The following is a 12,694-nucleotide window of genomic DNA, read 5'->3' as shown; positions in this document are numbered from 1 at the left end:
ATGGCCGTCTCGTGGCCACCGAGGAGGGCAGGCGTCCGCCAGAACCGCCGTCACGTCCGATGGAGTGCTGATCACGTCCATGCGTACCTCACGCGACGCCACCACCAGCAAGACGACCGAGCACGAGGACATCGAGCACCCGAGCAACCAGTACGAGAGCACCGAGCGCGAGAGCAGGCCGCCCGTCCCCCTCGACGGCCGCCGGATCAAGGCCGCCGTCATCGGCACCGGAGCCATCGCCTCCGGCAGCCATCTGCCCGCACTCGCCGCGCTCGCCGCCGAGGGTGAGGTGGAGATCGTCGCCGCGGTCGACATCGACGCCGACGCGGTCAAGCGCTTCTGCGCGGACGGCGGTGTTCCGCATGGCTACACCGATCTCGACCGGATGCTGGCGGAACAGCGCCCTGATCTCGTCTCCATCTGCACCCCGCCGACCCTGCACCGCGACCAGACCGTCGCCGCCCTGCGCGCCGGCGCCTGGGTGTGGTGCGAGAAGCCGCCCGTGCCGACCCTCGCCGACTTCGACGCCGTGGAGGCGGAGGAAGGGGCCGAGGGTGGTCCGTACGCCTCCATCGTCTTCCAGCACCGGTTCGGCTCGGGAGCCCGGCACGTACGGCGTCTGATCGCCGACGGGGCCATGGGGCGGCCCCTCGTGGCGCACTGCCAGACCACCTGGTACCGCAACGCCGCCTACTACGCCGTGCCCTGGCGCGGAAAGTGGGAGACCGAGGGCGGCGGACCCGCCATGGGACACGGCATCCACCAGATGGACCTGCTGCTCGATCTGCTCGGGCCGTGGAGCGAGGTGCGGGCCATGGCCGGGCGCCTGGTGCACGACGTGCAGACGGAGGACGTCTCGACCGCGCTCGTCCGCTTCGAGAGCGGCGCGCTCGCGACCGTGGTCAACAGCGTGCTCAGCCCGGACGAGGTCAGCCGGATCCGCATCGACTGCGAGCACGCGACGGTCGAACTCACCCATCTCTACGGGCACAGCAACGAGAACTGGCGCATCACTCCGGCACCGGACGCTCCCATCGAGGACGTGGCGGCCTGGCAGGACTTCGGCGCCGACGTGCCGAGTTCGCACCTGGCCCAGCTGCGTGACCTGGTCGCGAGCATGCGCGCGGGCGAGCGGCCGCGCAGCAGCGGTGCCGACGGGCGCACCAGCCTGGAGCTGATCACCGCGCTCTACAAGTCGGCGTTCACGGACGTCACCGTCCGCGCCGGTGAGATCGGGCCCGGCGACCCCTACTACACCGCCCTGCACGGCGGCGCGCCCGGCTGGGCACCCACGACGCACGAGGAGGCATCGGCATGACCGCACAGGACGGCCTGCGCATCGTCCACGCCCACGGCGACCGCATCACGATCACCGAACGGACCACCGGTGTCGACCTGTTGAGCTACGTGTACGGCCCCGAGGCGGCCTGGGAGGCCCCGAAGCCGTATCTGCATCCGCTCAGGACGCTCGCGGGCAACGTTGTCACGGACTACCGGCCCAACGACCACCGCTGGCACAAGGGTCTGCAGATGACCGCCTCGCATCTGTCGGGGGCGAACCTGTGGGGCGGCAACACATACGTTCACGGAGAGGGGTATCTCGAACTCCCTGAGCGTGTCGGGTCGATGACACACGTCAAGTTCGACGAGGTGCGCGCCGAGGGTGACCGTGTGGTCATCGCCGAGCAACTCACCTGGCATCCGTACGACGGCTCGCTCTGGGCGGAGGAGGAGCGCCGCGTCGAGGTGCACGACGTGGACCCGGTGTCCGGCTCCTGGGCGCTGACCTTCTCGACCTCGGTCACCAACCGCCGTGACGAGCCCCTGCGGTTCGGCAGCCCCACGACGGCCGGGCGGGAGATGGCCGGGTACACGGGCCTGTTCTGGCGCGGCCCCCGCGGCTTCCGGGACGGCCGGATCATCGGGCCCGACGGCGAGGGTCCCGACCTGATGGGTGAGCAGGCGCCCTGGCTCGCGTACTCCGCGGAGCACGACGTCGTCGACGGGTACGCGACGCTCGTCTTCGCGCACGCCCCCGAGAACGACCACACGGGCGAGGGCGGTGCCCATCCGGCCCACTGGTTCGTCCGCAACGAGCCGTTCGCGGCCGTCGCCCCCTCCTTCGCCTTCTTCGACGAGCTGGAGCTCGCACCCGGCGAGACCCTCACCCGCCGTTACCGCGTCGTCGTTGCCGACGGTGCCTGGGAGCGCGAGGAGATCGCCAAGTACCTGGCGGTGCACCCGTGGTGAGCGCGGGCCCCGACTCGACCGGATTCGCCGGGCTCCCCGGAGGTGTCGCCGTCTCGCATCTGTCGGTCTACGACTGGCCCGCCGACGACGGGGTGTGCGGCGGAACCTCTCATCTGCACCTGACCTGTTCGGAGGCGTACGTAGTCACCGGCGGCCGGGGCTCGGTACAGACCCTGACCACGTCCGGGTACGAGGTCACGCCGCTCGCGCCCGGCACGGTCGCCTGGTTCACACCCGGCACGATCCACCGGCTGGTCAACGAGGACGAACTGCGCATCACCGTCCTCATGCAGAACAGCGGGCTTCCGGAAGCCGGGGACGCGGTGCTCACCCTGCCGCCGAAGTACCTGACCGACCCGGAGACGTACGCCGCCGCGACCGTCATTCCGGCGGACGCGCCCGAGGAGGAGAAGGAGCGGTTCGCCCGCGCCCGGCGCGACCTCGCCCTGGAGGGCTACCGGACGCTGCGCGAGGCGGACGGGCCCGAGCCGCTCGCCGCCTTCCAGCGGGCCGCCGCCGAGCTCGTACGCCCCCGGCTCGCCGAGTGGCGTGAGCGGTGGCGGCGGGGTGCCGAGGCTGCTGCCGCGGCGACGGGGGAACAGCTCGACCGGCTGGAGCGGGGGGACGCGTCCCACCTCGCCGACGCCGTCGTGCGGGCCGAACAGCCGTCCGCGTACGGGAAGTTCGGGATGTGCGGGCGGTTGGACGTGTACCGGGGGGCTTAGCGCCGGTGCCGGGCCGGTGCGTGCTTCCGGCTCGGCCAGGGACGTGCTTCTGGTTCCGGCGCGGACGTGGTTCCAGCTCCGCCGGTGGCGTGCTTCCGGTGGCGTGCTTCCCGGTTCGGCTGGGAACGTGCGCGGCGGTGTTCGGGCTACGCCGCCGCGGGCCCCGTCGCCGTCCACCCCGGGGTCTGCGGGTGGGCCGTCAGGTCGTCGTGTCGGACCGCCTCGCCGCACTCGGCGCAGGTGACGACCGGGACCAGTTCGTGGCCGCCCGTGTGTCCGGGGCCGCCGACGTGTTCGAGCACCATGGGGCGATCGCCGTCGTTGAGATGGCGGTCGCCCCACGCCATGAGGGTGAGGAGCACGGGCTCCAGCTCCAGACCGGCCCGCGTGGGCCGGTACTCGAAGCGCGGCGGCTTCTCGCTGTACGCGACCTTCTCCAGCACGCCGGCGTCCACCAGCCGCTTCAGGCGGCTCGTCAGCACGTCGCGCGGGGCGCCGATGTTGCGGACCAGCTGGTCGAACCGCGTGGCGCCCAGGGTCACCTCGCGCAGGACGAGCAGGGAGTACTTCTCGCCGACGAGCGCGAGGGTGTCGGCGATCGAGCAGGGGCGGGCGTCCTTCATGCGATCCAGTCTATGGGGGTGGGTTGGTTCTTCCAACCCACTGGGTTACCGTGGAGTCACTAGTGGGTTTGGAAAGCAAACCCTATGACTTCGAGGGGCCGGACCATGCGTGACGCAGTCATCGTCGAGGCCGTACGCACTCCGATCGGCAAGGGCAGGCCGAACGGCTCGCTCGCCCACGTCCATCCCGTGGAACTCCTCGCCCACACCCTCCGTACGCTCGTCGAGCGCTCCGGAGTCGATCCCGCGCTGATCGACGACGTGATCGGCGGGACGGTCGACCAGGTCGGCGAGCAGGCCATGAACACCACGCGGTACGCGGTCCTCTCGGCGGGCTTCCCCGAGTCGGTGCCCGCGACGACGGTGGACCGCCAGTGCGGCTCCTCCCAGCAGGCGGTGCACTTCGCGGCGCAGGGCGTCATCTCGGGGGCGTACGACCTGGTCGTGGCCTGTGGCGTGGAGTCCATGAGCCGCGTTCCGATGTGGTCGAACGTGCCGACGGGCAAGGACCCCTTCGGGCCCGGAGTCGCCGAGCGGTACCCCGAAGGGCTGATTCCGCAGGGGATCAGTGCCGAGCTGATCGCGGCCAAGTGGTCGCTCTCGCGCGAGGAGATGGACGCCTTCGCGGTGGAGTCGCACCGGAAGGCCGCCGAGGCGTGGGAGAGCGGGCTGTTCGCCGACGAGGTCGCGCCTCTCGACGGTGTGACGCGGGACGAGTGCGTCCGGCCCGGCAGCAGCACGGAGGTCCTGGCCGGTCTGAAGCCCGCCTACTACGACCCGGCCTTCGCTGAGCGCTTCCCGCAGATCGACTGGAACGTCACGGCGGGCAATGCCAGCCCCGTCAACGACGGCGCGTCCGCCGTGCTCATCACGTCCAGCGAGACCGCTGCCCGGCTCGGCCTGCGGCCCCTTGCGCGGCTGCACAGCTTCGCCGTCACCGGGTCCGACCCGCTACTGATGCTCACCGGTGTCGTCCCCGCCACGGAGAAGGTGCTCCGCAAGGCGTCGCTCACCCTCGACGACATCGACCTCTTCGAGGTCAACGAGGCCTTCTCCAGCGTCGTCCTCGCCTGGCGGCAGGAGACGGGCGCCGACCTCTCCAAGGTCAACGTCCACGGCGGCGCGATAGCCATCGGCCACCCGCTCGGCGCGAGCGGCACACGCCTCACGACCACGCTGGTCCACGCGATGCGGGCACGCGGCGCCCGCTACGCCCTCCAGACGATGTGCGAGGCGGGCGGCCTGGCGAACGCGATGGTGCTGGAGGGGTTGTAGGCGGATGTGGAGGCGGATGCGGATGCGGTGAGGCACGCGGGCCTTTGTGGGACCGTGGGCCGGGAGTGAGCGGCGCGGCCGGCACCGCCCAGGATCGGTGACCGGCGACGGCCGCGCGGACACGGCCGCGCTGCCCGCCCTGTGATGGCGCTGCCGACCTGATGGTGGTGTGTGGCGCCTCGCGTGTCACCGATCCCAGCCAACCAGCCAACCAGCCAACCAGCCAACCAGCCAGCCGGACAGTGGCCCGGCCGACCGGCGGCCTCGCGGCGCGGCTGGAGGTCCCCGGGGCAGCCCCCGAGGGAGCCCGACTCAGCGGTCCCGGAAGTGGTGGCGTTTGCGCCAGGCGATGATCGCTCCCGCGAGGGCGGGGAGGGCGATGAAGGCCATGGCGATCAGGAAGGCGGGGGACGTCGGGGTCGAGGCCTGGGCGCCGGCGACGACGTACGCGGCCGTGTTGGGGATGGAGCCGAGGCCCGTCGCGAGGAGGAAGGGGAACCAGCCCATGCGGGAGACGGACGCGCAGTAGTTCGCGGCCCAGAACGGCACGCCCGGGAAGAGCCGCGCCGCCATCATCGAGCGGAATCCGTGGCGGCTGAGCTGGCCGTCCGCCGCCTTCAGCCAGCGGCCCCGGAGCAGCGGGCGCAGCGCGTCCTGCCCGAGGATCCGGCCGAGCCCGAAGGCGATCCCTGCCCCGAGCACCGTACCCGCGAGCGAGGCCCCGAGCCCGAGCTGTGAGCCGAACAGGGCGCCTGCCGCCAGATTGAGGAGCGGCCGGGGTACGAACGCGACCGTGCACAGCCCGTACGCCACCGCGAAGACCACGGACGCCGCCGCGCCGTTCAGCTGGGGCGGCCAGCCGTCGGCCAGCAGCTTCTGGGGCTCGAACAGCAGCACCGTCGCGCCCGCCGACACCAGCAGCGACACCAGCAGCGAGAGCCGGGCCCACGGAGAGAGCAGCGCTCTCGTGCAGCGGACGGTCAGACCTCTTGGCGCGGTGGTGAACTCGGTCGTGAACTCGGTGGGGACGAGTTCCGTTGCGGGGACCGGGGGAGCGGCCGTGGCGGTGCCCCCAGAGCGGGTGGTGGCATCGAGCATCCGGTGACACTAACTGACCAATGTGTGTGATCGCCGTATGGTTCGTCTCATGGGCGTCACAGCTTCCGGAACGTCAGATGGCCACTTGGAGCTGCCGCGCAGCGCCCTCGCGGACACCGTGCTGGAGCGGCTCACCGCCATCTACGCCGCGGCGGCCGATCCGCGGCGGGCCGGGGAGATGCGCGCGTACATGAAGGACATCGCGCCTTTCCTGGGCCTGACCACGCCCGATCGCCGCGTGCTCTCCCGCACCGTCCTCGACGGAACGCCACGCCCGGACGAGGCCGACTGCACGGCGGTGGCGCTGGGCTGCTGGCGGCTGCCGGAGCGCGAGTACCAGTACTTCGCCGTCGACTATCTGCGCCGGCATGTGAGGCGTCTCTCGTCCGGCTTCCTGCCCGTGGCACGCCATCTCGTCTCCACGGTCCCTTGGTGGGACACCGTCGACGCACTCGCCGCCCATGTCGTCGGAGGCCTCGTGGCGGCCGACCCCAAGCTGAAGGCCGACATGGACAGGTGGATCGAGGACGACGACCTGTGGGTCGCCCGGACCGCCCTCCTCCACCAGCTCCGCTACAAGGACACGACCGACACCGAACGCCTCTTCGCGTACTGCGTCCGCCAGTCCGGGCACCCCGACTTCTTCATCCGCAAGGCGATCGGCTGGTGTCTGCGCGAGTACGCCAAGACGGACCCGCAGGCGGTACGGGACTTCGTCGCCGGCGAGCGGGACCGGCTCTCACCGCTGTCCGTGCGCGAGGCGCTCAAGAACGTCGGCCCCTGACGCACGAGATCGTCGGCCCCCTGACGCACCGGATCATCGGCACCTCACACACCAGTGGAAACACCCGACTCAGCGCAGGTCACGGCAGCGAAAAACCATTCGACGCCGCACTGCGCGTCGGCGATGATCTCCTCATGTTCCGGTACGCCTTCCACCTCGCAGCATCCGCAGTCGCGGATGCGCCGAAGGCTGCCGTCCTGATCACCTTGGCCGCCGCAGACGGCGCCCGAAGCTGACCCTTCCCGGATCGTCCGGCGGACCCCGCAGGGGGAGGGTCGGCAAGTCCTTGGGGTCCCTGTCCCGGCCGTTCTGACGCCGGGGCCATCACTCAGCTCCGCTGACACCGAAGAGGCTTCGAGGTACTGCCATGCCCAAGACGGCTTACGTGCGCACCAAACCGCATCTGAACATCGGCACCATGGGTCATGTCGACCACGGCAAGACCACCCTGACCGCCGCCATCACCAAGGTCCTCGCCGAGCGCGGCTCCGGCACGTTCGTTCCCTTCGACCGGATCGACCGCGCGCCGGAGGAGGCCGCGCGCGGCATCACCATCAACATCTCGCACGTCGAGTACGAGACCGACACCCGGCACTACGCGCACGTCGACATGCCGGGCCACGCCGACTACGTCAAGAACATGGTCACCGGGGCCGCGCAGCTCGACGGGGCGATCCTCGTCGTCTCCGCGCTCGACGGGATCATGCCGCAGACCGCCGAACACGTGCTGCTCGCCCGGCAGGTGGGCGTCGACCACATCGTCGTCGCGCTCAACAAGGCCGACGCGGGCGACGAGGAGCTCACTGACCTCGTCGAGCTGGAGGTCCGCGAGCTGCTGACCGCGCACGGCTACGGGGGCGACTCCGTACCGGTCGTACGGGTCTCCGGACTCAGGGCGCTGGAGGGCGACCCCCGGTGGACCGAGGCGATCGGCGCGCTGCTCGACGCCGTGGACACGTATGTGCCCATGCCCGAGCGGTACTTGGACGCCCCGTTCCTGTTGCCGGTGGAGAACGTGCTCACCATCACCGGCCGGGGCACGGTCGTCACGGGAGCCGTCGAGCGCGGCACCGTCCGCGTGGGCGACCGTGTCGAAGTGCTCGGCGCCGCCGTGGACACGGTCGTCACCGGCCTGGAGACCTTCGGCAAGCCCATGGACGAGGCGCAGGCCGGCGACAACGTGGCGTTGCTGCTGCGCGGTGTGCCCCGTGACGCGGTGCGCCGCGGACACATCGTCGCGGCACCCGACAGCGTCGTACCGAGTCGTCGCTTCTCCGCGCAGGTGTACGTCCTGTCGGCGCGCGAGGGCGGTCGTACGACGCCGGTGTCCACCGGCTACCGGCCGCAGTTCTACATCCGCACCGCGGACGTCGTCGGCGACGTCGACCTCGGCGAGCGGGCGGTCGCGCGGCCCGGCGACACCGTCACCATGACGGTCGAGCTGGGGCGCGAGGTGCCGCTGGAGCCGGGGCTCGGCTTCGCGATCCGCGAGGGCGGCCGCACGGTCGGCGCCGGAACGGTGACCGCGGTCGTCGGCTGAATCCGGCGCGGCCGGTGTGAGTGCCCGCCTCCCGTACGGAACGTACGGGAGGCGGGCACTCACGTGTCCGTGGGTACCGGCGTGTCCGCGGGCACGCGCTCGCCACCGAAACGCGGGTGCGCCCGTGCCGGGCCGCGGCCGAGGATGGGGACCATGACGACCCAGCAACCCCGCCGAAGAGCCGAGATATTCGCCGCCGCCGAGGACGACGACCGTCGTTTCAGCACCTCCGCCACCGCCGACGAACGCACCCTGCTCGTCGACATCCTGGGCGCCCAGCGGGCGACACTGGAGATGAAGTGCGCAGGTCTGACAGGTAAGTTGGCCCGGCGGTCCGTGGAACCCTCCACCCTCTCGCTCCTCGGTCTCGTCCGGCATCTCGCCGACATGGAGCGCCGCTGGTTCCGGCGGGCACTGGCCCGGCAGGACGCGCCCGCGCTGTTCTCGTCGGAGGCGTGCCCGGACGACGACTTCGACGGCGCGTCCGCCGACCCCGCAGTGATCGCCGAGGCCTGGCGGGCCTGGCGCGCCGAAGTCGCCTTCGCCGACAGCTTCGTCGCCGACGCGCCCGATCTCGACCTCGCGGGCGAGGACCCCTGGCGCGGGCCGGTGTCGCTGCGCTGGGTCCTCATCCACATGGTCGAGGAGTACGCCCGCCACAACGGCCACGCCGACCTGCTCCGCGAGCGCATCGACGGGGCGATCGGCGTGTGAGGCGAGTGACGTGGGGCGGGTGATACGAGGGGGAGTGGCGCGCGGCGATTGGCTTCGGGGCGGGGATCTTGCCGGGGCCCGGCCCGGCCGTGCCCGTACGGGCACAATGGACCCGTGAACGAGCCGATACCCGTGACGCGAGCCGTGGATCACGGGACCGCCAAGCTGATGCCGGACGTCGACCGGAAGCGGGCGTGGCTCCTGACGGTCGACGGGGCACCTCAGTCGTACGTGGATCTCGACGCGCCGACGCACCTGGAGTTCGAGTACGCGCGACGGCTCGGGCACGTCCTGGACACCCTCGCCGAACCAGGGCGGGCGCTGGACGTGCTGCACCTCGGCGGCGGCGCGCTCACCCTGCCCCGGTATCTCGCGGCGACCCGGCCGGGGTCCCGGCAGGACGTGGTCGAGGCCGACAGCGGGCTGCTGGCCCTCGTCGTCGAGCATCTGCCCGTCCCCGACGACGCGGGCATCACGGTCCATGGCGCCGACGCCCGCGCCTGGCTCGAAGCCGCCCCCGCCGACTCCGTCGACGTCCTGATCGCCGACGTCTTCGGCGGTTCGCGGGTGCCCGCGCACCTGACCTCGGTGGCGTACGCGCGCGAGGCAGAGCGGGTCCTGCGCGCCGACGGCGTCTACCTGGCCAACCTCGCCGACGCCACGCCCTTCGCTTTTCTGCGCTCCCAACTCGCCACGTTCTCCACGGTCTTCGACGAACTGGCGCTGATCGCCGAACCGGGCGTGCTGCGAGGCCGCCGCTTCGGCAACGCGGTGCTCGTCGCCTCCCACCGCCCGCTCGACACCCCCGCCCTCACCCGCCGCACGGCCGCCGACGCCTTTCCGGCCCGGGTCGAGTACGGAGACACGCTCCAGGTCTTCATGGGCGACGCGAGGCCCGTACGGGACGAGGACGCGGTGCCGTCCCCCGAGCCGCCGGACGGGGCCTTCAGCATCGGCTGAGGACGGATGACGGCTGAGGCCGCGCGACGGCCGATCCGATACGGGCGTCTCGGCCGTCGGGTCTGCTACTCCTGGCAGCCGCAGCCTGAGGCGGCCTTGGCCTGGGCGACGGTGCTTGTGGGATCTACGGGAGTCTCGGCGGGGGTGCAGCACGCGCTGACGCCGCAGCAGTCGTCTGCCGACTTCGTCGCACCGGCGCGGGCTTCGGCAGGGGCCGGCTTGATGGCACGGACGATGGCGGAGTGCATGCCGTCGGCGACGGAGTGCGTGGGGGTGATCTCGATGTTCGTGAACCCTGCTGCTTCGAGGCCCTCGCGGTACTCGGAGAAGGAGAGGGCTCCCGCGATACAGCCGACGTAGTCGCCGCGTTCCGCACGCTGGGCAGCGGAGAGGACGTCATCGGCGACGACGTCGGAGACGCCGATCCGGCCGCCGGGGGTCAGGACGCGGTAGGTCTCCGCGAACACCGAGGCCTTGTCGGTGGACAGGTTGATCACGCAGTTGGAGATCACGACGTCGATGGTGTTCTCGGGGAGCGGGATGGCCTCGATCGTGCCCTTGAGGAACTCGACGTTCGTCGCGCCCGCCTTCTTGGCGTTGGTGAGGGCCAGGGCGAGCATCTCCTCTGTCATGTCGAGGCCGTAGGCCTTGCCCGTGGGGCCGACGCGGCGGGCGGAGAGCAGGACGTCGATGCCGCCGCCGGAGCCGAGGTCGAGGACGCGTTCGCCTTCGTGGAGGTCAGCGACGGCCGTGGGGTTGCCGCAGCCCAGGGAGGCGGCGACGGCCTCGGCGGGGAGGGCATCGCGTTCGTCGGCGGCGTAGAGGGTGGAGCCGAAGTTCTCGTCGATCTCGACCGGCTGCGGTCCGCAACAGGCGGTGCCGCCCTCGGTGACCTGCACTGCTGCGGCGGCGTACCGCCGGCGGACCGTCTCGCGCAGATCGGTGGACTGCTCGCTCATGACTTCGCTCATGACTCACTCCTGGATGACGGGCCTGGCGGGAGCCGAGAGGCCTGTATTGACGTTCTTCGATGCAACCTTGCGCCTTGAATCGAAAAACGTCAACATAGAGGAATGTCGAAACAAGAACTTGAGGTGCTCGGTCAGGGCGCGGACGGCGGCTGCTGCCAGGCGCTGGCGACCGCACCCCTGGACGAGGGGCAGGCCGCCGAGCTGGCGAAGGCTTTCAAGGCCCTGGGGGATCCCGTACGACTGCGGCTGCTGTCGATGATCGCTTCGCGGGAGGGCGGCGAGGTGTGCGTGTGTGAGCTGACGCCCGCGTTCGAGCTGTCTCAGCCGACGATCTCCCATCACCTCAAGCTGCTGCGCCAGGCCGGCCTCATCGACTGCGAGCGTCGCGGGACCTGGGTCTACTACTGGGTGCAGCCCGGTGTCCTGGACCGATTGGGTGCGTTCTTGACAACTCCTCAGCCGGCCGGGGTGACCGCTTGAGTGCCTCGCTGGGACGGCGTGCCGTGGCTGAAGCCGTGGGGACGGCCGCGCTGGTCGCGGTGGTGGTCGGCTCCGGCATCCAGGCGACCGGGTTGTCGCAGGACGTCGGGGTGCAACTGCTTGCCAACTCGCTCGCGACCGTCTTCGGTCTGGGTGTGCTGATCACGTTGCTCGGGCCGGTTTCCGGCGCCCACTTCAACCCGGTCGTCACCCTTGCTGCCTGGTTCACCGGGCGTGGCAGTGGCGACGGCCTCACCGCACGGGACGTGGCCGTGTACATCCCTGCTCAGATCGCAGGGGCGATCAGCGGCGCGGTGCTGGCCAATGCGATGTTCGCCGAACCGTTGGTGAAGTGGTCGGCGCACGATCGCTCCGCAGGCCACCTGTGGCTGGGCGAGATCGTGGCGACCGCTGGGCTCATTCTGCTGATCTTCGGTCTGGCCCGGACCGGTCGCGCCGCCCTCGCGCCGGTCGCGGTGGCGTCCTACATCGGAGCCGCGTACTGGTTCACGTCCTCCACGTCGTTCGCCAACCCGGCGGTGACGATCGGCCGTGCCTTCAGCGACACGTTCGCGGGGATCGCCCCGGCCTCCGTCGCCCCGTTCATCGCCGCCCAACTGGTCGGTGCCACTGTCGGCCTGGGCCTGGTGGTCGCGGTGTTCGGCCGACCGGCTCCCGCCCAGACCGACGTCGTCGTTCCTCACGGTGAGACCGAACTCGCCGCCCCCTTCGCCCGCTGAGCCCCCTCCCCAGAAAGACACCCGCCATGAGCAATCCCGCCCCGCGGCCGTCCGTGCTGTTCGTCTGTGTCCACAACGCAGGGCGGTCGCAGATGGCTGCCGCGTTCCTCACCCACCTCGCCGGAGACAAGGTCGAAGTCCGCTCGGCCGGGTCCGCCCCCGCCGACACAGTCAACCCGGCGGTCGTCGAGGCGATGAAGGAAGTCGGCGTCGACATCTCCGCCGAGACGCCAAAGGTGCTGACCGTCGAGGCCGTGCAGGCGTCGGACGTGGTGATCACCATGGGGTGCGGTGACACCTGCCCGGTCTTCCCCGGCAAGCGGTACCTCGACTGGCAGCTCGACGACCCGGCCGGGCAGGGAGTCGCCTCGGTGCGTCCGATCCGCGACGAGATCGAACGGCGCATTCGTGGGCTGCTGATTGAACTGGACGGCTGACTCCGCCGGTACATCGGCTGCGCGCGGAGCTTCTTCTCGGCCCTTCATCCGGCCTGCCTGCTCGGCCGGAGCGGCCTGTTCGGGCCGAGCGGGCCGC

14 protein-coding genes are annotated in these 12,694 nt (G+C 71.0%); 11 read left to right on the top strand and 3 right to left on the bottom strand.

Translation table 11 applies throughout. The features are described from left to right. Positions 1-64: 64 nt before the first annotated feature. The 3 genes from ACN20J_RS09470 to ACN20J_RS09460 are packed head-to-tail and all read left to right on the top strand — an operon-like array spanning position 65 to position 2,975. Entirely contained in the window at positions 65-1,318 is a 1,254-nt protein-coding gene (locus tag ACN20J_RS09470) for a Gfo/Idh/MocA family protein (protein WP_372505255.1), read from the top strand. Beyond that, positions 1,315-2,250, top strand: coding sequence for a PmoA family protein (locus ACN20J_RS09465; RefSeq protein ID WP_190232596.1), 936 nt, complete (start codon positions 1,315-1,317; stop codon positions 2,248-2,250). Before ACN20J_RS09470 ends, ACN20J_RS09465 begins: the two co-directional genes overlap by 4 nt. Further along, on the top strand, positions 2,247-2,975 hold the full coding sequence (locus ACN20J_RS09460; protein ID WP_419665700.1) for a cupin domain-containing protein: 729 nt from the start codon (positions 2,247-2,249) through the stop codon (positions 2,973-2,975). The genes ACN20J_RS09465 and ACN20J_RS09460 overlap by 4 nt, the downstream gene beginning before the upstream one ends. A 146-nt stretch (positions 2,976-3,121) precedes the next feature. Here the strand turns inward: ACN20J_RS09460 and ACN20J_RS09455 are convergent, their stop codons facing one another. Then, entirely contained in the window at positions 3,122-3,598 is a 477-nt protein-coding gene (locus ACN20J_RS09455; protein ID WP_055617119.1) for a winged helix-turn-helix transcriptional regulator, read from the bottom strand. Between the two features lie 105 nt (positions 3,599-3,703). On the opposite strand from ACN20J_RS09455, the gene ACN20J_RS09450 reads away from it, so the two are divergent. Next, positions 3,704-4,873 carry a thiolase family protein gene (locus ACN20J_RS09450; RefSeq protein WP_190232598.1) on the top strand — a complete coding sequence of 390 codons (1,170 nt, stop codon included), beginning with the start codon at positions 3,704-3,706 and terminating at the stop codon, positions 4,871-4,873. Between the two features lie 312 nt (positions 4,874-5,185). On the opposite strand, the gene ACN20J_RS09445 is transcribed toward ACN20J_RS09450, so the two are convergent. Further along, entirely contained in the window at positions 5,186-5,971 is a 786-nt protein-coding gene (locus ACN20J_RS09445; protein WP_189845258.1) for a TVP38/TMEM64 family protein, read from the bottom strand. 49 nt (positions 5,972-6,020) lie between these two features. Here ACN20J_RS09445 and ACN20J_RS09440 point away from each other — a divergent pair, with 49 nt between their 5' ends. The 4 genes from ACN20J_RS09440 to ACN20J_RS09425 all read left to right on the top strand — a co-directional run bounded on the left by ACN20J_RS09440 (position 6,021) and on the right by ACN20J_RS09425 (position 9,969). Then, positions 6,021-6,755, top strand: a complete 735-nt coding sequence (locus tag ACN20J_RS09440) for a DNA alkylation repair protein (protein WP_419665699.1) — start codon at positions 6,021-6,023, stop codon at positions 6,753-6,755. A gap of 367 nt (positions 6,756-7,122) precedes the next feature. Beyond that, a complete protein-coding gene (tuf, locus tag ACN20J_RS09435) occupies positions 7,123-8,295 on the top strand; it encodes an elongation factor Tu (RefSeq protein ID WP_190232601.1) in 1,173 nt (390 codons plus the stop codon). Between the two features lie 153 nt (positions 8,296-8,448). Continuing rightward, positions 8,449-9,009 carry a DinB family protein gene (locus tag ACN20J_RS09430; RefSeq protein WP_419665698.1) on the top strand — a complete coding sequence of 187 codons (561 nt, stop codon included), beginning with the start codon at positions 8,449-8,451 and terminating at the stop codon, positions 9,007-9,009. 114 nt (positions 9,010-9,123) lie between these two features. After that, positions 9,124-9,969: a spermidine synthase gene (locus tag ACN20J_RS09425; RefSeq protein ID WP_419665697.1), complete on the top strand. Its 846-nt coding sequence runs from the start codon at positions 9,124-9,126 to the stop codon at positions 9,967-9,969. Positions 9,970-10,034: 65 nt separating this feature from the next. Here ACN20J_RS09425 and arsM read toward each other — a convergent pair whose 3' ends face one another. Then, the gene (arsM, locus tag ACN20J_RS09420; protein WP_419668861.1) at positions 10,035-10,928 is read right to left on the bottom strand and encodes an arsenite methyltransferase; all 894 of its coding nucleotides are present in this window, start codon (positions 10,926-10,928) and stop codon (positions 10,035-10,037) included. Between the two features lie 114 nt (positions 10,929-11,042). Between arsM and ACN20J_RS09415 the strand changes: the two genes are divergently transcribed. Genes ACN20J_RS09415 through ACN20J_RS09405 form a run of 3 tightly spaced genes read left to right on the top strand, consistent with a single transcriptional unit; the run spans position 11,043 to position 12,597 of the window. Continuing rightward, positions 11,043-11,420 (top strand): ArsR/SmtB family transcription factor, encoded by a 378-nt coding sequence (locus ACN20J_RS09415; protein ID WP_419665696.1) that lies wholly within the window; start codon positions 11,043-11,045, stop codon positions 11,418-11,420. Further along, complete coding sequence (locus tag ACN20J_RS09410; RefSeq protein WP_419665695.1) at positions 11,417-12,160, top strand: aquaporin; 744 nt, start codon at positions 11,417-11,419, stop codon at positions 12,158-12,160. The genes ACN20J_RS09415 and ACN20J_RS09410 overlap by 4 nt, the downstream gene beginning before the upstream one ends. Before the next feature lie 26 nt (positions 12,161-12,186). Next, complete coding sequence (locus ACN20J_RS09405) at positions 12,187-12,597, top strand: arsenate reductase ArsC (protein WP_419665694.1); 411 nt, start codon at positions 12,187-12,189, stop codon at positions 12,595-12,597. Positions 12,598-12,694: the final 97 nt, after the last annotated feature.

Origin of the sequence: Streptomyces sp. 2-1, from assembly GCF_048564895.1 — a bacterium.
GTDB lineage: Bacteria > Actinomycetota > Actinomycetes > Streptomycetales > Streptomycetaceae > Streptomyces > Streptomyces phaeochromogenes.
Note: the sequence above shows the minus strand (reverse complement) of the source record. Positions and strands in the feature narration are given on the sequence as shown.